This is a genomic window from Bartonella sp. CL71SXKL (genome assembly GCF_042194935.1).
Lineage (GTDB): Bacteria > Pseudomonadota > Alphaproteobacteria > Rhizobiales > Rhizobiaceae > Bartonella.
This window is the reverse complement of sequence record NZ_JBHINI010000015.1, coordinates 1-23,428: the sequence shown is the minus strand read 5'-3', so window position 1 is coordinate 23,428 and position 23,428 is coordinate 1. Positions and strand designations below refer to the sequence as shown.

Annotated in this window: 10 protein-coding genes and 1 pseudogene; 8 read left to right on the top strand and 3 right to left on the bottom strand. The window is 37.2% G+C overall.

The genetic code is table 11. From position 1 onward, the window contains the following. Window positions 1-160 precede the first annotated feature (160 nt). Both tmk and ACFILA_RS07535 read left to right on the top strand, forming a co-directional pair. Window positions 161-625, top strand: coding sequence for a dTMP kinase (gene tmk, locus ACFILA_RS07540; RefSeq protein WP_375660926.1), 465 nt, complete (start codon window positions 161-163; stop codon window positions 623-625). A 594-nt stretch (window positions 626-1,219) separates the two neighbouring features. After that, window positions 1,220-2,431 carry an MFS transporter gene (locus tag ACFILA_RS07535; RefSeq protein ID WP_273790295.1) on the top strand — a complete coding sequence of 404 codons (1,212 nt, stop codon included), beginning with the start codon at window positions 1,220-1,222 and terminating at the stop codon, window positions 2,429-2,431. A gap of 319 nt (window positions 2,432-2,750) precedes the next feature. On the opposite strand, the gene ACFILA_RS07530 is transcribed toward ACFILA_RS07535, so the two are convergent. From ACFILA_RS07530 to ACFILA_RS07520, 3 genes are read right to left on the bottom strand one after another with little or no spacing between them, the layout of a single operon-like run. Beyond that, entirely contained in the window at window positions 2,751-3,020 is a 270-nt protein-coding gene (locus tag ACFILA_RS07530) for a hypothetical protein (protein ID WP_012754562.1), read from the bottom strand. A gap of 2 nt (window positions 3,021-3,022) precedes the next feature. Then, window positions 3,023-3,550 carry a hypothetical protein gene (locus tag ACFILA_RS07525; protein ID WP_375660920.1) on the bottom strand — a complete coding sequence of 176 codons (528 nt, stop codon included), beginning with the start codon at window positions 3,548-3,550 and terminating at the stop codon, window positions 3,023-3,025. Between the two features lie 23 nt (window positions 3,551-3,573). Continuing rightward, on the bottom strand, window positions 3,574-3,816 hold the full coding sequence (locus tag ACFILA_RS07520; protein WP_273790297.1) for a hypothetical protein: 243 nt from the start codon (window positions 3,814-3,816) through the stop codon (window positions 3,574-3,576). A 147-nt stretch (window positions 3,817-3,963) separates the two neighbouring features. Here ACFILA_RS07520 and ACFILA_RS07515 point away from each other — a divergent pair, with 147 nt between their 5' ends. From ACFILA_RS07515 to ACFILA_RS07490, 6 genes and pseudogenes are all read left to right on the top strand, one after another. Further along, window positions 3,964-4,470 (top strand): helix-turn-helix domain-containing protein, encoded by a 507-nt coding sequence (locus ACFILA_RS07515; protein WP_273790298.1) that lies wholly within the window; start codon window positions 3,964-3,966, stop codon window positions 4,468-4,470. Between the two features lie 979 nt (window positions 4,471-5,449). Then, window positions 5,450-10,969, top strand: a complete 5,520-nt coding sequence (locus tag ACFILA_RS07510; protein WP_375660919.1) for a Vomp family autotransporter — start codon at window positions 5,450-5,452, stop codon at window positions 10,967-10,969. A gap of 640 nt (window positions 10,970-11,609) precedes the next feature. After that, entirely contained in the window at window positions 11,610-17,375 is a 5,766-nt protein-coding gene (locus ACFILA_RS07505; RefSeq protein ID WP_375660918.1) for a YadA-like family protein, read from the top strand. Between the two features lie 401 nt (window positions 17,376-17,776). After that, a pseudogene (locus ACFILA_RS07500) lies at window positions 17,777-18,034 on the top strand (hypothetical protein); the annotation flags it as partial. Window positions 18,035-18,190: 156 nt separating this feature from the next. Next, window positions 18,191-18,496 carry a hypothetical protein gene (locus tag ACFILA_RS07495; protein ID WP_375660925.1) on the top strand — a complete coding sequence of 102 codons (306 nt, stop codon included), beginning with the start codon at window positions 18,191-18,193 and terminating at the stop codon, window positions 18,494-18,496. A gap of 385 nt (window positions 18,497-18,881) precedes the next feature. Beyond that, on the top strand, window positions 18,882-23,428 hold a 4,547-nt coding region (locus ACFILA_RS07490; RefSeq protein WP_375660917.1), incomplete at its 3' end, for a hypothetical protein.

Below are 23,428 nucleotides of genomic sequence, written 5' to 3'. Positions count from 1 at the left end.
GTGGTCTCCAAAGAAATTTTCTGGTTCTTTTATTGTCTTATGTGGATTTGATGGGAGTGGTAAGACAACACAAACAAAAGAAATCGCTCGCCATTACTCAATAGAAAAACATATAATACAAACTTTTCAACCCAGTTATTAGTATAGAAATAATCCAGAAATTAGAGATTACTTAGATAATGGAAAAGCAATTGATCCGTTGCTTTTAGCACTCTTATCAGCGACAGATAGACGCAAACATACGCTTGAAATTATTGAACCTTCCTTAACGTCATCGCAAAATTTATTAATTAGCGATCGATATGTTTATTCTAGTCTTGCTTATTTTTATGCTCGAGAGCTTTCTGTTGAAAGTGTAGTTAAATTAAATCAATCTATTCCAAGACCTCATATTACATTTTATCTTCATTTACCGCCCACTACTATACTAGAGCGGTTGCAGAAAAGGGATGGTTTAAACTTAAAATACGAAGAAAAACTCTCTTTTATTGAAAAAGTTTACAAAGTATACAAAGTTTTATCAGAAATAGATGAGCGGTTTATAACAATTGATGGAACTGCTTCTGTTTCTTTAATTCATCATCAAATACGACATCATATAGATGAAGTTTGTTTTTTATTATGAATAAAATCATTTATTAATCAATTTATCCACGATAGATCCTCCTTTATGTATTCGTACTCTAAATCTGAAACTTTAGAGATGTGATTGCAATAATTTAACTGCTCAGGAAAAATATCACGTTATATATTTTAATTAGAAAACTAACTGTAATGAGCTTGTTTTAAAAGATTTAGAGAAGGGGAGTAGAAAAGTTAGCAATATTTATTGTGAGGATAATAGTATGTTTATTCTTTTAGAGACGAAGTGTGGTGATAGAAGAACGACATGGAGGAATATACTCGAGCATATTTTAGTGCACGGAATAATAAGGACAATAATGTGAGTGAAGCTTCTATACCGTAAAATTGTTTCACATATGTATAAAGGTGTAGCTTCTGAATAAAACGCACATAAAATATTAATTTTGTTTTTGTCCATAAATGTTCCGTTTTCATAGAGGAATTAATCATAAAACAGCACAAAGATTATAAAAGCCTCAAAAAAGAAATTTTGCTTTCTTAAATTTAATGATCTAAAATAAAAATTGTAAGAATGCCTGTTTTTAAACAGGATGTATCATGCATATCGACTGGTATTCATTTTAGAGGATAATTTATGTTCACTTCAAATTTGAAGGAACGCATTGCTTTATTTGAAAATAGAACTTTTCTCTATTTTACTTTGAGCGGCTTATTTGCTACATTTGGAAGTGGACTAAATTATATTACATTGTCATGGCTCGCTTACAATCAGACGGGCTCAATCCGTGGTGTAGCGTTGATGATGCTTTTTCTTTGGACGCCTGGCATTATTTTTGCGCCTATTTTTGGCATATTGGCAGATAAATATAATCGTAAAACGCAGATTATTATTTCAAATCTTGTGAGAGGTTTGGTAATTGTAAGCTGGGTAATGCTTTGGCATTTTGGTATAGAAATTGAATTGATGGTCTTATCTGCTCTTTTGGGTATTTTTATCCCTTTTTATATGCCATCAGCTATTTCTTTAATTCAAAGTATTGTGCTGAAGGAACAGCTCATCAATGCAAATGCGACCATCGATATGGTTTATGAACTTGGCACTATCGTAGGTATGGGCTTAAGTGGATTTATACTGTCCTATGCAGGAACAAAAGGAACTCTTCTAATAGGTGGTATATTCTTTATCATTGCTGGTTTATTTAATTTTGCAATGAAGGTACCTAAAAACCGAAGATCTAAAAATCAAAACCAGCAAAATTGGTGGGAAAATTATACAGCATCCCTTCATTATTTTAAACAGAATCCGGCTCTTTTTGTACCTTATATAAGCCAGATGATTATTATGACTCTTTTGATGACCATTCCTGTTATTCTCGTTCCTTATATACAAGAGGTTTTACATGCAGATAGCAGTATCTTTGCAATATTTGAGGTGCTTTATTCTATGGGCGTATTGACAGGTGCGTTTTTTTCACCACTTCTTTGTAAAGTTTTATCTATCAGGAAAACATTAGCCATTTTATTAGCTTTTATGGCTATTGGCCTCGCTATTCTATCTGTTAATACACACAATTTTGTTGTTTTTCCTGTTTACTTTATGATTGGATTTGGACTTTCGAGTTGGGCTCTTTCGATTTCTTTATCACAACTCTCTTGTGATCCTGAATACCAAGGAAGATTGCAGGCAAGTTTTAATGGTATCTCTGGATGCTTGATCCTCGGAGTCTACCTCATTATGGCAAGCGATAACAGTAGCATATCACCTCAATCGATATATTTTTTTCAAAGCATTGTTGCGTTTGTTGGAATACTCATAGTGCTGTTTTATAGACATGAAAAACAATAAATTACGTTTAAGAGTGGTCAATATACGCTATTTTATAAACATTTACGCTGCAGCACATTTCATATTTTGCTTTTAAAGGAGAGTTGAGAAAATGTAAAAGTTGGTGCTTAATGAACAAAGCATAAATTGATGTATACTAGAGAATACTCTCTATTTTTTGATAATGATCTAAAAGAATTGATGCGTTTCTTTAATTCATCTCACTGTTGTTAAGAAGACGAAAACGTAACACTTTAAATCTTCTTGAAAGTTTTTTGTTTAAGCGTAGTAGAAAGTAAAGCAATGAGGTAATATCGTATCATATGGGGAGAGTATTGTATTATTTTTGTTTTTCAAAATCCATATGAAAAATTGTATCAATTTCATCTTCATTGGAATGGGTATTTCTACGACGATGCAAGGTTTGCACAATCTCTTTTTTTAAAACAGCATCTGTTTCACTTAAACGATGAATACTGAGTTCCAATTCAAGAGATAACGCCAAATCCACGCACAATTTAAGCTCTTCTCCAATGTCGAAACCGCGTTGATAGTCGTCATAAAGACCAACCAGTGTATCAGATAATTCTTTATCGCATAAAGAGGTCATGCTTAATTCCTCAACGTTGCGGGTTTCCATGCAGCTTTTTTAAGTATCACTCCACTATCATCACTTAAAATTGCCATGTATACGAACCTCATGGTTTTGTCAATTTTCTGCAAAATACGCGCTTTTAAATCAATGCCTATTAAAGATTTTATTACTCCAAGTTTTTGAAGCGCCCAATTGTAAATATGGATGGCAATGTGTTTACTATAGAACTTATAGCATTTAAAATACATTGCCAAAAGGCTTTTAATGTGCGTAGAGGAAGAGTATTCTGACGATAAACCAAACACCCTGAAATCTCTATTGCCAATTACAGCTAACTCAGTGTCATTAATATATAAAATAAGCAAACAGGGTTTGTAAACGTCTAACTTTTTAATAACGAGTGATAATCTCATTTTTTGTAGAATACCAATTATTTTGCCTATTTTATATTGATTTTTAGACATTGATAAACTTTTTACTTTATAAAAACCTATGGGAAATGCATTTGCATATTTTTGTAATAAGATTTCAGTGGTATATTGCACAGCATGGAATGAAGAGAATCGTATTAGGCTTTTTGCTTTTGGAAGAATATGACTGCGACTTGTGAGAAAGCAGTTGGCAAGAATTGGCTTGGCATGCAAACTGATAGAGTTGGCAGTGGCGCATTTAGCTTTTTCATTGGGCTGTGTCCAAATGTTTTTGACTCTGGAAAATAGCCTCGGATAGGCTTGAGTTTTTCCAAGGTTATATTACAGGGGCGCAGTTCAGTAAAATACCACGGCGATTGCATTTTTTGTGTAATTGTCATAATTTTCGCTCCTGCTTAAACGGATGCTGCAACATCTGTTTTTGTGGGGTTATGTATGTGATAACTGCTCTTTTTAAGGAGCAGTAATAATAGATATAAATCAATATAATTATTTAGTCAACAATTATATTGATTTTGGAGTGTTTTTTGGCTCGTCCGGAAGCAAAACCTAAAACTGAGTTGGCAAAACGTTTTCGTGAAGTGCGTCACGCTCTTGGTTTTACAGAGCGTAAGCAGTTTGCTGCACATCTTGGTATCACTGCTGGCTCTGTAGGAACTTATGAAACTGGTATAAGTGAGCCTACAGCCTCTGCGCTCTCCAAATATCAAGAAATTTGTGGTATTTCCTTAGATTGGCTTGTGACGGGCAATGGCGAGATGTTTTCAGATATGGCAAAGGCAAAAGCAGCTGGTTTTAAACCGCAAGCGATACCTGCTGGGCTGATGAAAAAGCTGGGACATTTAGTTTATACGACCTATCATGATGCAAAAATAGATCTTTCTCCTGAAGATGTTGCGGAATTAGCAGCAGAGCTTTATGGAAGATTGCAAGAGCTTATTCAAAACCTCAATGATATGGAAGAAGTCGAAGCCACTTTGCCACTTTTAAAATTACATTTAAAGCGTAAAATCGAAACTGAAAAGCATATCTAGAAATTTCATAAGATACGAATGAACAGCCTTTTAAAAAAATAAAACTTTTTTGATTTTCTGCTGTATAACCAAGTTTGGAATGTGAAAATCTCACGATCTTCGAGTCTTTTATTCAACCTGAAAAACGAGAAACTATCATTATAAATCAATATATTGTTCTGATTAAAAATAAAGCAGTTCATAAAAAGAACGACGGGTAGCAATACAAACAAAATTGATTCAAAAAGAAGCTAATATAGTGTCATTCCTGAAATATTTGTTGGTTGAGGGAAAAGATACTGACAACAGTGAAAATACAATGACGATGTTTTGTTCCTATAGAAGGGTAACAGACATATACGCGAGAAGAACGAAAGATCATTTATAGCACTTTTGTCTTTTTATGAAGAGGACAAGATGAGCACGTTGGAACTTTTTACAGAGCGTGCATCATTATATTAAGAAAGATTTCTTTCAAAGAGATGCATTATATATTGAAACAGATTATCTCGCAACAAAGAGTGAGATTATCATGATAATCGTTATCTATTACATTGTGCTATAAGTTAAAAAAATCATAAATTTGTGTTTATAAGAACAGCTGTTTTATTGAGAAGTATTTTTACAAATTTATAAAAAATTATTTTTTACACTCTTGCCATTTTGCTGATGCGCTTTATTTGAAAAGTAGAATTGCTCTTTAGTGAAACTATTTTGTTAAGAGATAAACCGCAGTATTTTTAAATGGAGATTACGGTATATTTTCAAAGTCTTGTGTTTTTATTGATTTTTTAGCTTGAATCCCTCTAGCTAAAAGGGTTGGGGACTTTTCTAGATTCGATGTTGTTGCAGAGATTTAGGGCGATGCCGTAAAGATGGCGGTATCGTAGGGGGAGAGTTTTGTCTTGATTTATTGGTTTTTGAAGTGCGCAAACAAGGGTTTTGCCGTGTGTGTTTTCGCACGTTGTAATGATGTTGAACTCTGTTGGAGGAGGTTCTTATGAAAAAAAAATATTCCACACCAAATTTAATTAAAGTTGTCTCTCTTAGTACGGTAATGGCGACACTCTTATCGAGTGTTTCTCCTGTTTTTGCTGCGAATCTCTCAATAACAGGAGAGACAATTAGAAGCACAAATGGTGGTAATGTCATGTATCCACATGGTAGTCATGGCAGTGTTGTTCTATCTGGTGATGATGACTACTGTGGTGTAGATAACGTTATTGATCGTGGCGGCAAACAACAACAAGGAATTGCTGATAGTCAGCGAATAACCGCACAAGAACAATATGATAGATTTGTTGGTGAGAAAGTTTTTGGAAATCGTAGTCCTTATGGTACGACCACTGGAAAGGTTATTTGGGCGGGTGATGGATACACGACTAGCACTGATGGTAGAGTTTTAGGTGGTTATATGGGGGGAATTACTGGTGGTTTTATGAATGCTCTGCCTGAAGCTTATGGTGTTTATTCTTTTGCTACCGGTTGTGGATCTGCAGCGACGGGTAATTATTCAACCGTATTTGGTGCAGGCGCGACAGCAAAGGCAGGGGGAGCACAAGCTTTTGGTGTTTCTGCACTTGCAAGTGGTATAGCAAGTGTTGCTATGGGTGTAGGTTCAGAAGCATCGGGGAAATCTGCAGTTGCTATTGGAGGACTTGCAACTGCTTCTGGTAAAAATAGCATTTCTATAGGTGTGCGTTCTCAAGCTACGTTGGACGATGCGATTGCGTTTGGTTCAGATGCAACAGCGAGCGGTATAAATAGTGTTGCTATTGGTAAGGTGGCATCTGCATCTGGTTACGATAGTATTGCATTAGGATTAAAAACCAAAGCAGCTGACGAGTACGCGGTTGCTATAGGCACGAAGGCTGAAGCTCAAGCTCTTGGTTCTATTGCAATAGGTGGTGGGGAACCTGCAGAAAGCGGGGAGGAAAGAAAAGTAATAGCGAAGGGTAAAAATTCGATTGCCATAGGTACTCATACCTATGCTGAGACGGCTCATTCAGTTGCAATTGGTATAAATGCACAAGTACGTGTTATAGATGGTGTTGCTGTGGGGGGAGGATCTGTTTCTCGTGTTAATGGGGAAGTTTTGGGGTATGATCCTGTAACAAATACTACAACAACAAAGAATGATTTTGCATGGAAAAGCACTGCAGGTGATTTTAGTGTTGGTAATACTAAGCAGAAATTAACGCGACAGATTACAAATGTTGCAGCAGGGAGTGAAGACACTGATGCAGTGAATGTTGCCCAGTTGAAAGCTATGAGAGATGTCATAGCAGGGGGAGGTACTTGGCAAATTTCTGCTAACGATACAGATCCGACAGATGTGAATTCAGACAATACCGTAGATTTTTCAGTGAAAAATAGTGTAGTAGGAAAAGATAACTTAAAAATTGCAAAAAAAACTGAAGGTAGTAAGCATAAAATTGAATTTACTTTGAGTGATATGCTTAAATTGACTAGTGTCACTACAGGACGAAGTTCTATGAGTGACGATGGTTTTATAATCACTAATGGGGCAAAAATAACTATAGACGGTATTGATGCTGGCAATCAAAAGATTACCGGAGTAGCAGACGCGACTGAAGATTACGAGGCAGTGAATTATAAACAGTTGAAGGAAGTAAAAGATGGTTTTAAAACAAGTTGGCAACTTTCTGTTAATGGTAAAGATGCTACGCATATTGGTCCAAACGGTGAGGTAAATTTACAATCAGCTGGTCGAGAAAGTAACCCGAATATCCAAATTACCAAAAACAGTGACAATACTGTAGAATTTGGTTTGTCTGATAATATTAGTGTAAAGAGTGTTACAGCAGGAAAAAGCGTTATGACTATTGATGGCTTTATGTTTACTGGTGATAATGGACCAAGCATAACTGTTAATGGTATTGATGCTGGCAATCAAAAGATTACAAAAGTGGTAAGGGGAACTGAAGATACCGATGCGGTAAATTTTGCACAATTGAACGAAATCAAAAATGAAATAGCAGGAAATAGTCTTGTTAAATGGGACGAAGGGAAGAAATTTATCACCATTGGTAAGGAAAAAGATGGCACGACAATTGATATTACAGGCAGTGAAGGAGACAGAACTATCTCGGGTGTAAAAGCAGCAGTGGAGGATAATGATGCCGTTAATAAAAAGCAACTCGAAGAAACTATAAGAGAGACAGCTGAAAGTATTAAACTTAACATTCTGGTGAAACAAGATGGGGAGAATGCTCCTATTACTGTGGGTAAAGAAAGAGGTGGCACAACAATTAATATTGCAAATAAATCGGGTGATGCTCGGACAATTTCTGGTGTAAAAGCAGCGGTAAACCCTGATGAAGCTGTTAATAAAGAACAACTTGATGGTCAGATTGCAGATATTACTGATATTGTTAACAATATTAAGATAGACAGTGCTTTTGCAGTTCGTTATGATAAGAATGAAGATGGCAGTATTAATTATAACAGTGTAACTTTGGGTGGCGATAAGAGTGATGGTTCCGTTGCTCTTTTGAATGTCAAAGATGGTAAAATTGCTAAAAATTCGCATGATGCAATCAACGGTAGCCAAATTAATGAGATCTCTCAAGATGTAGCAAAATTTTTTGGTGGAGATGCAGCGTTTGAAGATGGTGCTTTTAAAGGACCCAAATATAGTTTATCTGTTATTTTTGAAGATGGTACGATAGGAAATATTAATTATCGTGATGTTGGTTCTGCATTGAAAGGACTTGATGGGAATGTCAAAAGTGTGAATAATCGTTTGACGAATGTTACTAATGAATTTACTCAGAGATTTGATACTCTCTCTCAAGATGCGTTACTTTGGAGTGAAGAAGAACAAGCGTTTGTTGCGCGGCATGGTGGAGAGGGTAATAAAACAAAAAGTAAGATTAGCTATCTTATGAATGGGGAAATTCACGAAGAATCAACAGATGCAATTAATGGCAGCCAAATTAATAAAATATCTGGAGATATCGCGAGTTTCTTTGGTGGTGGTACTTCATTTAAAAATGGTGTTTTTTTTGGACCACAGTATAATTTATCTACTGTTTCTGCAGATGGTAAGGTAGAACAGAAAACTTTTGAAAATGTTGGTGATGCTTTGACAGGAATTGATGCAAATGTCAAAAATGTGAATAGTCGACTAACATATGTAGACAATAAATTTGATAAATTTTCTCAGGATGCCTTATTGTGGGATGAAGGTAAGAAAGCGTTTGTTGCACTTCATGAAAAAAATGGAGAAAAAACAGAAAGTAAGCTTACCTACCTTTTGAATGGTGATATTACTGAAGATTCAACAGATGCTATAAATGGTTCTCAAATTCATTCTATGGGCAGCAAAATTGCTACTTATTTTGGTGGCAATGCCTCTTTCACAAATGGAGTCTTTAGAAAACCGAGATATAATTTAACTACTATTGATGAACATGGCCAGGAAAAACAGACGGAACATAATGATGTTGGATCGGCTTTGTCAGGGCTTAATATGAACATCAGGCATGTTAATCAGCATTTGCGCTATGCAATAAATGATATTGCTAATTATTTTGGTGGTGGTGCTGGGTATGATGACGCTGGTAATTGGCATGCTCCCACTTTCAAAGTTATCCAATTCAAGGATGATGGAACTTCCTCTAAACAGCCTTATTCAAATGTTGCTGATGCTTTTGAAGGTGTGAACAATACTTTCACAAATATTCACAATCAAATCTCTGATATAACAAAAAATAGCCTTGTGAAGCAGGAGGGAGAAGACGGTCTTATTACTGTTGGTAAAGAAACTGGTGGTACTAAAATCAGTATTGTAAATAAAGGTGGTATGGAGCGTATACTTTCCGGTATAAAAGATGGAGAGCTTTCTCAAGCATCAAAAGAAGCAGTAAATGGTTCACAGCTCTTCAAGATTGCTCAAAATACATCGAAATATTTTGGTGGCAGCACAGATGTACTTGAAGGTATAGAACCATCTTTCCTTATTCAGGATAAGGCATATAATAATGTTACAGATGCGTTTACTGGTGTGAATGTTTCTATTACAAATCTTGATAATAAGATTATTGAAATGAAAAAAAATAGTCTTATACAACAAGAGGGAATTTCAGGTATCATCACCATCGGTGCGAAAACAGCTGGTACTGAGATCAATATTGCAGGATATGGTAAGGTCGCACGTTCCATTTCTGGTGTTAAGGCAGCAGAAAAGGGCGATGAAGCTGTTAACAAAGACCAGCTTGATAAAAGCATAAAGGATATTACGAAAGATATTGAGACAGCAAGTGCTGCTGCGGTTCTTTACGATAAGAATGACGATGATAGTGTTAATTACGGTAGTGTGACTTTAGGTGGCAATAAAAACAACGGACCAGTTTCTCTCCTTAATATTAAAGATGGCAGAATTGCTGCGAGTTCAACTGATGCCATTACCGGTAACCAGCTTTATCTCATGAGCAACCAATTGGCTGTGTATTTTGGTGGTGGTGCTGGCTATAATAATGGAAAATGGAACGCTCCTAATTTCAAGATTTCTCAATTTAATGCCGATGGTACTGTTGGGGAGGAGAAAAACTACAATAATGTCGCTGATGCTTTTGGTGATATTAATAATGGGATGTCAAATATTAACAACCGTATTGATGATGTCATCAACAAGGTCGATACAGATGCTTTAAAGTGGAACAATGATAAAAAAGCCTATGATGCTAATCGTGATGGCAAGCCAAATAAAATTATCAATGTAGCTGATGGTAAAATTGTAAAAGGTTCGAAAGATGCGGTCAATGGTGGACAACTTTGGGAAACTAATGAACGTGTCACTGGTGTTGAAAAAGATGTGAAGCATCTTACCAACAGAGTTGATAATATTTCAAATACGATTGCTGATATTGGTGATGTAGTTCTCAATATTGATACCAAAGTTGATAACATCAATAATAGAGTTGACGGTATTGAAGAGGACGCTGTTCGTTATGACAGAGATGAAAACGGCAAAAAAACCAATAAAATCACATTAGCGGGTGGTGATGCCAGTGAACCTGTTTTGATTGATAATGTAGCTGATGGTAAAATTGAGAAGGGATCAAAAGAAGCTGTAAATGGTGGTCAACTCCATGACTATACTAAAGAACAGATGAAGATTATTCTTGATGAATCCAAGCACTACACAGATCAACGGGTTAATAATATTGTGATTGATGCGATTGATGATGCTGTTGATCAGTCTAAACAATATACAGATATGAAGTTTAACGTTTTAAACTACAGTATTGAGAGTGTGAAAAAAGAGGCAAGACAAGCAGCGGCTATTGGTCTTGCGGTGTCTAACTTACGCTACAATGATACACCTGGAAAATTAAGCGTTGGATTTGGTACTGGTTTATGGCGTAGTCAATCTGCATTTGCCTTTGGTGCAGGTTACACCTCAGAAAATGGAAAATACCGCTCTAACATATCCGCAACAACTTCTGGAGGTCACTGGGGTGTAGGTGCGGGATTCAATATGACATTGAACTGATAATAAACAAAATACATAAAAATTCCTTTTCACCCCTGTCTCATGAGGCAGGGGTGAATTGTTGTTACGTATGTAAAAATTATATATATAAATTGATAAGCGCTATAACGACAAATACAGGTTTAAAAAACAGAAAAAACCTATACACTTTCAACAAAATGAACTTCTTATTTCAAAATAAGATAATAAGTTTTTCATAAATTATAAGTTCATTATTTTCTTCTTTAATTTTTAAATCTGAAAAATCTGTAGCGCTTTACAGATAGAAAAAAACTTTCGCTCTACTACAAATCTATTAAAAAGTTTTCTACTAAGATAAAAGTACACATTCAAATGTATTTCAACTTTACTGGAAGAAGTTATAAAACAATCCACTAAATCAACTCTACCCCTTGCAAAAAACAACCAATAAGCTTAGAAGTTAAAAAAACCAATCACCACAAAAAAAATTTTACTTTCTTAGGAAATGTAAAAGAGCAAAACACATTAACCATAAAACCTAAAAACACAACTTCTCTATCTTTTCAGTCAGGTACTAAATTTTTGAATACGTTTAGAAAAACCAATTTTAGGGAACTTCATAGCGTTTAAATGTGTCTTTTTTGTGTTTATAGTTATTTCTTTCATTGGGGAGTTCATTATGAAAAAATTATATACAAAATTAGCAGGGAGCAATTTAAAATTTTCTCGTTTTCCTTTTATTAAAGTCCTATCCTTGACTTCGATAGCGGCACTTTTAGCCAGTATTTCCCCTGTTTTTTCGAATGATTTGGATTCTTCTAGTTCATCACAGGAAAATTATTTAACAGCGCTGAATGTTGCTTTGACATCCAAGGTAAGTGTTGCTGATGACTATGCAAATTTTTTAACAAAAACTCTTACTGGTGTAAGCGATTATAGTCCTATAGTGAATGTTTTGGCAGAAACCAGCGATTCGATACGTTCAATTGATATGAATGTTGGAAGTAAAAAAATAACAAGAGCAGCTTTAACTCCAAGAGTTGTAAAGGGAGATCAGATAACTAGGGATGAGAATTTGGGTAATCCTCTTGTCCATGGTGAACGAGCTCAGGGAGAAGCTCATGATGCTATTGTTTACGGGCAGGTAGCGCAGACGAATGCTGACCAAGGGATTGCAATCGGCTTAACTGCTTTAGCCGGTAGTAGTAGAAAGACTAAAAATAGCATTGCAATCGGTTCTTCTCTAACCGATAGTTATGATGAAAAAGAGAGAACAGCTTCATTAGGTGATTTTTCAATAGCCTTCGGTAGTAAAGCACATAGTTATGCAAATGAAGCGATTGCTATGGGGTACAATGCATATGCACAGGAGCAGGCGCCGCAGGGAATTGCTATAGGTGCTAGCTCTAATGTGACGGTTGCGAAAGGTGTTGCTCTAGGAAGCGATTCTGTAGCTGATAGGGCTGCTGGTGAGTTTGGCTACACTTCTTTGTTGCAGGGGCCTGCAACAAACGTCGAGGCGCAATGGAAAAGTACGCGGGGCTCAGTTAGTGTTGGTGATTATAGTAAGGGTATAACCAGACAAATTACAGGCGTAGCAGCTGGTTCTAATGTTACCGATGCAGTGAACCTTAGACAGTTGCAGGACTTAGAACAAGTTGTAAGACAAAACGGTTGGAAATTCTCTGTTGGAGATAAAAATGCTACAACTGTTCTTATGGATAGCGCGGTAGATTTTTCTGCTGGAAGTAGCAACCTAAATATTACAAAGGGCGAAGATGACAATAAAGTAAAATTTGATCTGGCTCAAGACATTACGTTAACAAGCTTAAAAGCAGGTACAAATACCTTCGATGCCACGGGCTTAGTAATTACTGATGGTCCGAAAATAACCACCGGTGGTATTGATGCTGGAAATAAAAAGGTAACGGGTGTTACATCTGGTGATCTTAGTGCAGATTCACAAGAGGCGGTAAATGGTAGTCAGTTGAATGTTGTAGCTACCCATATAGCTGGATATTTAGGCGGTGGTGTTAAATTTACGAATGGTCAATGGGATGATCCAGAGTTCAAAATTAAAACTTTAAATCCTGAGACGAATGAGATTGAAGAAGAAAGTTTTCCAAATGTAGCCAAAGCCTTTGAAGGTGTGGGTAAGTCTTATGTGAATCTTCACAATGAGATTAAAAAAGCTGCCGATGATAGTGTTTTTAAATGGCATGCCGAAACGGAGAGCATTACAATTGCTGCCAGTGAGGGAAAAGGTGGGCAAGAAAGTATTGCTATAGGTAAGCTTTCAAGTGCAACTGCCGATAATGGTATTGCATTAGGTGGTTCTGCAAATGTATCTGGTGAAAATAGTATCGCATTAGGTGGTTTTGCAAATGCATCTGGTGAAAATAGTATTGCATTAGGTGGACTTTCAGCTGCAACAGCTAAAAATAGTATGGCATTAGGATCAAATGTACAAGTACTTCCTGAGGGTGGTGTTGCTGTGGGTTATAAATCTGTTTCTCGTAACTCAGTGTCCACAGTTGGTTATGATCCTTCTATAGGGAGCCAGTCAACGGATGATGGTGTGATATGGAAGAGCACTCAAGGAGCTTTTAGTATTGGTGATACTCCGAATAAGATAACACGACAGCTTACAGGTGTGGCAGCGGGTTATGCAGATACTGATGCCGTCAACATTGCGCAGCTGAAAAAATTAAGGGAATTTGTAGCACAAGGGTGGACACTTTCTCTTAATGATAAGGCTGTTTCAAACTTTCAGCCGGGTGATATATTAAATTTGGTTTCTGGAAGCAAAAACTTTGAGATTAAAAATAGTGATACAACAGACAGTAAAGACAAAAAAATAACATTTGATTTGGCACAAGATGTCACATTGAACAGTGTAAAATTAAAAGACGTCACTTTAGATAAAACGGGCTTAACGATTGAAAATGGCCCCAAAGTAATAGCGGATGGTATTGATGCTGCAGGTAAAAAAATAACAGGTCTTGCGGGTGGAGATCTTAGCTCAAATTCGACAGATGCCGTTAATGGTGGTCAGCTTCATACAATCACTGGGGATTTATCAAAAATTTTAGGAGGAGATGTATCCTTTGATGGAAAAAACTTTAAAGTACCAGGGTATAAATTATCGAATATTGATAAAAAAGGTGAAGTAACAGATAAATCTCATACCGATGTTGGTTCTGCCTTTAAAGGACTTGATGATAATATCAAGAATGTGAATGCTCGTATAAAGGAATTTGAAAATGACCTCTCTTCGAATAGTTTAAATTGGGATGGCAGTGTAGGTGATGATGGTGCCTACAATGCTGCTCATGGTGAGAAGGATGCGAGCAAGATTGTTAATGTCGCTGATGGTAAGGTAGAGAAAGATTCGCACGAAACTATAACAGGTTCCCAGCTTTATGCACTGGGCAACAAAGTTGCAGAATATTTTGGCGGCGATGCTACGTATGAGAATGGCGTATTGAACAAACCAACCTTCAAACTCAAAGTTTTCAACTTAGAGAGCAATGAAATTGAAGTTGAAGAAAAAACCTACAATAATGTAGCGGAAGCCTTTGACGGAATTGATAAGAATTTCCAGAGTGTGAATAAGAATGTGCAGAACATCGTTAATGATTTTAATGACAAAGTCACGAATATCAAAGAATCTGTCCAAGGCGATGCTCTGTTGTGGGATGGTAAAGAACAATCCTTTGTAGCCAAGCATGGGGAAAAAGATGGAGAAAAGGAAAACAGCAAGATCACATCGCTTGCCGCAGGTTCTATAATATCAGCTTCGAGTGATGCGATTAATGGCGATCAGCTTCATACAATCACTGAGGATTTATCAAAAATTTTAGGTGGAGATGTATCCTTTGATGGCAAAAACTTTAAAGTACCAGAGTATAAATTATCGAATATTGATGAAAAAGGTGTTGTAACAGATAAACCGCATACCGATGTTGGTTCTGCCTTTAAAGGACTTGATGACAATATCAAGAATGTGAATGCTCGCATTAAGGAAGTCTCAGAAGGAGTTGCACAAGATTCTTTATCTTGGAGCGATTCTGACAAAGCTTTTGTTGCCCAGCATGGGGAAGGTGATGACAGAAAGGCAAGTAAAATCACATCGCTTGCTGTAGGAGATATTACGAAAGAATCGATGGATGCCGTAAATGGTTCTCAACTTTATTCACTGGGCGATAAGGTTGCAAAATATTTTTCTGATGACGCTGAATATAAGGATGGGGAATTGAAAGTTCCTGATTTTAAGCTCAAAATTATCAATGATGATGGCACTGAAGCTGAATCAAGCTATAAGAATGTATCAGATGCATTTTCAGGTGTGGGTAAACTTTTCACAAAGGTTCAAACTGCGATCAGCGATGTAATCAGTAATCTGCTTGTTACGAAAAATGAAGATGTTATCAACATTGGTAAAGGAGTAGAAGGTAGTGAAATCAATATCGCAAACAAGAGTGGTAAGGATCGAACTCTTTCTGGTGTGAAGGCAGCAGAAAAAGCCAATGAAGCTGTGAACAAAGAACAATTTGATAAAGGTTTGAAGGATCTTTCTGATACCCTTCTGTCTGATAGTTCTTCTGTTGTTCTTTACGATAAAACAACAGATAATCAAACTGATTATACAAATGTAACTTTTGGGAAAGGGAAGGATGCTACACCTGTTGCGCTCCATAATGTAGCCGCCGGATCGATTGCGGAAAACTCAACGGATGTTATCAATGGAGGGCAGGTTCACATCCTTTCAATGGATATAGCAAAATTGTTGGGTGGAGATGCTGAATTTAAGGATGGTGCTTTTAAAGGGCCAACTTATAATTTATCCAGTATTGATAAAGGTGGCGAAGTAACAGATAAACCGCATACCGATGTTGGTTCTGCCTTTAAAGGGCTTGATGACAATATCAAGAATGTGAACGCTCGCATTAAGGAGGTCTCAGAGGGAGTTGCACAAGATTCTTTATCTTGGAGCGATGGTGACAAAGCTTTTGTCGCTCTGCATGGGAAAGGTGATGACAGAAAAGCAAGCAAGATCACATCACTTGCGGCTGGCTCTATAGTATCAGGCTCGAGTGATGCGGTTAATGGCGGACAGATTTATGATCTGAATCAGTCGCTAGCAAAGTATTTTGGTGGTGATGCTAAATATGATGGTGATGGCTGGGCGCTTCCAGGTTTCAAGATAATGACTTTCCAAGAAGATGGAAGCTTTGAAGAGGAGAATTATGATAGTATTGCAGCCGCGTTTGCCGGTGTAAATAAGGTTTTCAAGAATCTTCATAATGAGATTTCAGACAACATTGAGCAAAATGCGTTGTTGTGGAGTGATGATGCAGGTGCGTTTGTAGCACAGCATGAGAAAGAAGGTAACAAGGAAAACAGCAAGATCACGTTCCTTGCGAAAGGAAAGATATCAGAAGATTCGACGGATGCGATTAATGGTGGTCAGATTTATACACTTCAACAGACATTTGCCTCATATTTTGGTGGAGGAGCTGGTTATGATAAGGAAGGAAACTGGCAAGGACCAAAATTCACTGTTCAGGTCTTTAATAAGGATGGTACGAAAGGTGATAAAGAGGAGCGTAATAATGTCTTTGAAGCATTTGATGTTGTTAATGACAGCATGAGCACTATCAATGATCGTATAAAAGAAGTTGAAAAGGGTACCTCTTCGAATAGTCTGAATTGGAATGAAGAAAAAGGAAGCTATGATGCATCTCATGTTGATGCTCAGGGTGTTAAGAGTCCAAGTAAGATTATCAATGTAGAGGATGGCAAGGTAGACAGAGATTCAAAAGAAGCTGTGAATGGAGGACAGCTTTGGGAAACTCAGCAGATGATTACAGATCAGGTCAAGGATATTGAAAATAAAGTTACGGAGGGATCTGTACAATACGATAAAGATGAAAAAACGGGCAAAAAGGCCAATAAAGTTAGCTTAGTTGGTGGAGATGACAGTTCTCCAGTATTAATAGCCAATGTAGCCGATGGAAAGATTGAAAAGGATTCGAAAGAAGCGGTTAATGGCGGTCAATTAAAAGATAAGATGGATTTTGTGCTTGAAAGTGCCAATAAGTATACGGATGAGAAAGTTTCTCATCTTGTAAAAGATGGAGTTAGTGAGGCTAATTCGTATACGGATATGAAGTTTTCGACATTAAGTTATGCTGTTGAGGATGTTCGAAAAGAGGCAAGACAAGCAGCAGCTGTTGGTTTAGCGGTAGCTGGTTTACGCTATAGTGATATTCCTGGAAAATTAACAATTGCATTTGGTAGTGGTTTATGGCGTAGTCAATCTGCTTTTGCTTTTGGTGCAGGTTATACTTCAGAGAACGGTGATATTGGTTCCAACTTGTCAATTACCACTTCTGGAGGTCACTGGGGTATAAGTACAGGGGTTAATGTGATACTCAACTAATAAACGACTAAATCCATAAAATTGATTTGCCTTTTTCTTATTTAAGAAAAGGGCAAATTTTTTACTTTCTTCCAGAACTCTCTAAAGCTATTCTAAATGTATAAAACTCCCGTAATTATATAAAATCCGAATATAAAAAGCTTATTACAACTTTTGTTGAGAATAAAAGAGCTTAGTGGTAAAGATTCAAAAAATTGATTGCTATTATTTTGATTTATTAAAATGCTTCAAGCAATGTAAATACGAATATACCCTTTATTAAAAGAAGACAGTTTTAGCTTTTATTTTCGTATAGTTTTAAACGTATGCTTTATAATGCAACGCTCTACAGGATATGCAACGTACTCCAAACACAAGTATTGCTTTAGGGTAGTGGAGCGCAAAAGGAAAAAGAATGGAGCGTTGCTGTAGGCAATATGGCTCATGCTTTAGAGAAAAGCAGTGTCGCAGTAGGTGGTGAATATAATAAGAAGAGCGAACACGGGGAAAATGATTATACTCTTTCGAAGAGTGATTATTCAACAGTAGTAGGAGCTGTTTCTAAAGCTTTAGAATATGGTTCGATTGCTCTTGGTCACTCCGTGCATATGCATTTGCTCAAGAAGCTATTTCTATGGGCTTCTATTCAAAAGCAAAAGGGGGTGGAAGTATCGCTTTAGGTTCCTATTCTAAAGAAAGTGATGGTTGATGGGAGAGCTATCGGGAACAACTCTGTGTCTGGTAGAGCTGCTGGCGTTTTTGGAGATACGTCTGTTCTGCAAGGACCGGTTAAAAACATCTAATCTCAATGGAAAAGTACGAAAGTTGCAGTAAGTATTGGTGTTCCTAGTAAGAACATAACGCGACAAATTATAGGCGTAGCAGCTGGCGTAGCAGCTGATAGAAAATCTGCCGATGCAGTGAACCTTAGACAGTTGCAAGATTTAGAAGAAGTCGTAAGAAAAAAGGTTGGAAACTGTCTATTTCTGATGAGGCAGCTAAAGATATGGGTGCTAGATAGTGCAATGAATTTTTCACAACTGAAGGGAATAAAAGAACAAGTAGCAGTGAGTATTTTTGTAAAACAGGATACAGCAACGAGACACATTACCATTAGTAAGGATATAGATAGGGCATTTTAGTAAAAAGCTTTCATAAATCCTCTAATGAAATAAAAAAATCTTATTCACGAAAAATAAACTGATGCCTAGCGGATGATCAATAGGCACAACAAAAATTATACCTCTTTCAAAGAGATCAAAGCTAAAAACGACACACAACCTTTGGTAGAAAAATGAAATCTATTCTAATATTAAGTATTTTTTTACCTTCCTCAAATTGATTTTCACGAACCTTCCCCTAATTACCCTTCTAAAGACGCTGTAGAAACAACATCTTATGTCTTAATTTTATTTATGACCTAAAACACGCTGTAAAAGCAGGAACACGCAAAGGAAATAAGAAAGCTTTAGAGTTCTAGAGCATACCTTTTTTGTGTTTTTAATCTATTATTATGAAGGGGGTATTATGAAAAAATTATATACTACACAAAATCTGCGTGATTTGAGTTTTTCTCGTTCACATCATCGATCATCATTGTTTAAAGTAGCTTCGTTAGGAACTGCGGTGGCATTGTTTTTATCGAATGCTTCTCCTGTTTTTTCAGCAAATCTCGATTTAACAAAAGCATCTCTTGAAAATGTGAAGAATGCTGCCGTGGTTTATCCGCAAAGCATTATCTCTGCGTATGATTACTATGATGGTGATAAGGAAAATTATTTAACAGCATTGAATGTGGCAATGATGCCAAAAGTTGACGCTTCTGATGACGATGCAAATTTTTTAACCAAAACCCTTTCTGGTATAAGTAATGATGATCCTATTGTGAATGTTTTGAGGGCAGATGACAAAAACTCATTGGAAAGAACATTAGATACAGGCGGGCAATATAAAAAATTGATCATCAGTTCACAAAACGGTGAGAATACAGCGATTATTGATGCATTGAATTCTTCACGCAATGACTCCATGTCTAAAATGCAGCGCGATATAGGCATGCAACGTGACGTAGTGGGTACTAATGTCATATTTGGTAATGATATAACACAGGCCGACAAACTCCATAATAGTAGTGATATTACTGCTCTTGGTGCCAAGATAATAGTAAACGCCGCAGATTCGGTTGCTGTTGGTTATGGTGCGCAGGTGGATAATAGCGTTACTGTTGCTGTAGGTCATTTGGCGTATGCTGTAGGTAAAAAAAGTATCGCAATAGGTGGTGAAGGTAAATGGGCTGATAACCCGCCCCCCCCTGGGGGACGTACAATAGCGACGGGCGAAGAATCAATTGCTATTGGATATCGTGCTAAGGCGGACAGTGAGGAATCTATAGCTCTTGGTGCTTTTGCAAAAACGACGGTAAATTTAGGTGTTGCGATTGGAAACGAGTCTGTGGCTGAGGTTGCTGCTGGAAAGCATGGTTATAGTTCTTTATCTAAAGATCTTACACAGTCTGACAACTTTGCATGGAAAAGTACGCTAGGTGCAGTGAGTGTTGGTGATGCTAAATTAAAGCAAACGCGCCAGATTGTAGGAGTGGCAGCTGGTAGTGACGACACTGATGCCGTTAATGTTGCACAGCTAAAATCGTTACAATCATACGTAGATCAAGGTTGGAACCTATCCGTTGGGGGTAAAGATGCTAAAGCCGTTGGTATAAAAGATACTGTAGATTTGTCAGCGGCAAGTGGCAACCTTACGATTATAAAAGGTGAGGAAGACAATAATGTAAAATTTGATCTAGCTGAGAATATTAAAGTGGAACGAGTTACCGCTGGAAGAAGCTCTATAAGTGATGATGGCATTCTGTTTGCTAATGGGGCTGGTATAACTGTGGATGGTATTGATGCTGGTAATAAAAAGATTACAGGAGTGGCAGCTGGGGAAGAACCTGAGGATGCAGTGAATTTTGCGCAGTTAGGGAAGATTGAGAATACAGTTGAAGGTGTAACTCATAATATATCACAATATTTTGGTGGTGGAGCGGATGTATTTAACGGTAAGGCGCCCAGTTACACTATTCAGGGCAAACCACATAATGGTTTTGAATCTACTTTTAATGCTGTTGATACTTCTATCACGAATATACAAAATCAGATTGCGAATGTGGCAAAAAACAGCCTCGTTAAGCAGGAGGAAAATGAAAGTGCTATCACCATTGGTGAGTCAACAGGTGGCACTGAAATCAATGTTGCAAACAAATCTGGTGAAAATAGGATAATTTCCGGTGTGAAGGCAGCTGTAAATGCTAATGACGCTGTTAATAAAGAACAACTGGATGGGCGTATAGCAGATATTAGTAACAGTATTAATAACATTGAAGAGGGAAGTGCTTTTGCAGTTCTCTACGATAAAAAAGCAGATGGAGCCGTTAATTATAATAGTGTGTCTTTAGGTGGTGATAAGACTACAGCACCGGTTGCTCTCCGTAATGTTAAAGATGGGAAAATTATTGAAAATTCGCATGATGCAATCAATGGTAGTCAGCTTTGGGAGACGAATGATCGTGTTGCAGGTGCTGAAAAGGATATTATCCATATTAACGATAAGGTTACTAACATATCAGCTACGGTTACTGATCTTGGTGAAGAGGTGTTCAATATTCAGAAAGTGGGTGCTTTTGCAGTTCTCTACGATAAAAAAGCAGATGGAGCCGTTAATTATAATAGTGTGTCTTTAGGTGGTGATAAGACTACGGCACCGGTTGCTCTCCATAATGTTAAAGATGGCATGATTGCGCAAGGGTCGCATGATGCAATTAATGGTAGCCAGATTGAAAAAATATCCCGAGATGTAGCAGTCATTTTTGGTGGTGATGCGGAATTTAGCGAAGGTATTTTGTTTGGTCCGCACTATCATTTATCGCAAATTTCTGAAGATGGTGTAGCAATAACTAAGGACCATAATAATGTTGGTGATGCTTTGACAGGGCTTGATGACAATATCAACAATGTGAATAGCCGCTTAACACATGTAGCCAATGAGTTTACTCAGAAAATTGATGGTGTCTCTAAAGATTCTCTGTTGTGGAGTAATAATGAGCAGGCATTTGTAGCACAGCATGGAGCAGACAAAGAAAATAGCAAAATTAAGTTTCTTGCCAATGGAGACATTTCTGCTAATTCAACCGATGCGGTAAATGGTTCACAACTTTTTGTTACTAATCAGAATGTTACCACTGTTACGAATAATCTAGCAAAAATTTCTCAAAATACATCTCAATATTTTGGTGGTGGTGCAGATGTATCTAACGGTAAGGCTCCCACTTACACTATTCAGGGTAAGCCACATAATGGTTTTGAATCTACTTTTAATGCTGTTGATGCTTCTATCACGAATATTCAAAATCAGATTACGAATGCGACAAAAAATAGCCTCGTTAAGCAGGAAGAGAATGAAGGTGCTATCACCATTGGTGAGTCAACAGGTGGTATAGAAATCAATGTTGCAAACGAATCTGGTGATGCTCGTACAATTTCCGGTGTAAAAGCTGCAGAGTGGAGTGATGAAGCTGTTAACAAAGCCCAGCTTGATAAAAGTATAGAGATGATTTCTAATGATATTAATCTCACAAGAGCTGCTGCAGTTCTCTACGATAAAGAAAATGGTGCCATTAATTATGGTAGCGTAACTTTAGGTGGGGTAGATAACCAAGACCCTGTTGCTCTCCATAATGTTAAAGATGGCATAATTGCGCAAGGATCGCATGATGTAATCAATGGGAACCAAATTAATAAAATATCTGGAGATATAGCAAATTATTTTGGTGGTGGTGCGTCATTCGAAAATGGTGCCTTTAAAGGACCAAAATATAGTTTATCTGTTATTGTTGAAGATGGTCAGGTGGCAAAAGCCAATTATCATGACGTTGGCTCAGCTTTGACAGGTCTTGATGCAAATGTGAAGAGTGTGAATACGCATCTGACGAATGTGGTAAACGATGTCAATGAAAAAATCACGAATATTACTCAAGAAGTTAAAGGGGACGCCTTGTTGTGGAACAGTGATGAGCAGGCATTTGTAGCACAGCATGGAGAGGGAAGAACCAATAGCAAAATTAAGTTTCTTGCCAATGGAGATATTTCTGCTAATTCAACCGATGCTATAAATGGTTCGCAACTTTATCTTATAAGCAACCAATTGGCTGCGTATTTTGGTGGTGGCGCTGGCTATAATAATGGAGAATGGACTGCTCCTACTTTCAAGATAGCACAATTCAAGGCTGACGGTAGCTCTGGTGAAAAGAAGAATTATCATAACGTTGCCAGTGCTTTTGACGGCGTGAGTGAGAGTATGTCTAAGATAAACGACCGCATTCAAAATGTTGAAAACAATGTCTTGTCTAATGGTTTAAATTGGAATGAGCAGAAAAAAGCTTATGACGCTAGCCATGATGGTCAACCAAGTAAGATTATCAATGTAGCAGATGGTAAAATTGTAGAAGGGTCAAAAGATGCAGTCAATGGCGGACAGCTTTGGGAGACCAACGAACGTATCACTGGCGTTGAAAAAGATATTAAGCATATTGAAAACAGAGTCGACAATATTTCCACTACGGTTACGAATATTGGTGAAACGGTTTTCAATATTGAAGACAGAGTTGATAATATTGAGAACACGGTTAATAATCTTTCTGATGGCGCAGTTAACTATGATAAAGATGGAGAAGGAAACAAAACCAATAGGATCACTTTAGAGGGTGGAGATTCCAGTGAACCTGTTTTAATTGATAATGTTGCGGATGGCCGTATTGAGAAGGACTCGAAAGAAGCGGTGAATGGTGGTCAACTGCATGATTACACTCAGCAACAGATGAAAATTGTTCTCGATGATGCAAAAAAATATACGGATAGTCGGGTGGATAATATTGTTATTAATGCCATTGATGATGCTGTTGATCGGTCTGACCGATATACAGATATGAAGTTTAATATTTTAAGTTATGATATTAAGAGCGTACGGAAAGAGGCAAGGCAAGCAGCTGCCGTTGGTCTAGCAGTATCCAACCTACGTTA

What these genes read in the sequence shown, in the direction of transcription:
- ACFILA_RS07535 (WP_273790295.1), top strand. Translation starts at nt 1,220, where the DNA reads ATGTTCACTTCAAATTTGAAGGAACGCATTGCTTTATTTGAAAATAGA.
- ACFILA_RS07530 (WP_012754562.1), bottom strand. Translation starts at nt 3,020, where the DNA reads ATGACCTCTTTATGCGATAAAGAATTATCTGATACACTGGTTGGTCTT.
- ACFILA_RS07520 (WP_273790297.1), bottom strand. Translation starts at nt 3,816, where the DNA reads ATGACAATTACACAAAAAATGCAATCGCCGTGGTATTTTACTGAACTG.
- ACFILA_RS07510 (WP_375660919.1), top strand. Translation starts at nt 5,450, where the DNA reads ATGAAAAAAAAATATTCCACACCAAATTTAATTAAAGTTGTCTCTCTT.
- ACFILA_RS07505 (WP_375660918.1), top strand. Translation starts at nt 11,610, where the DNA reads ATGAAAAAATTATATACAAAATTAGCAGGGAGCAATTTAAAATTTTCT.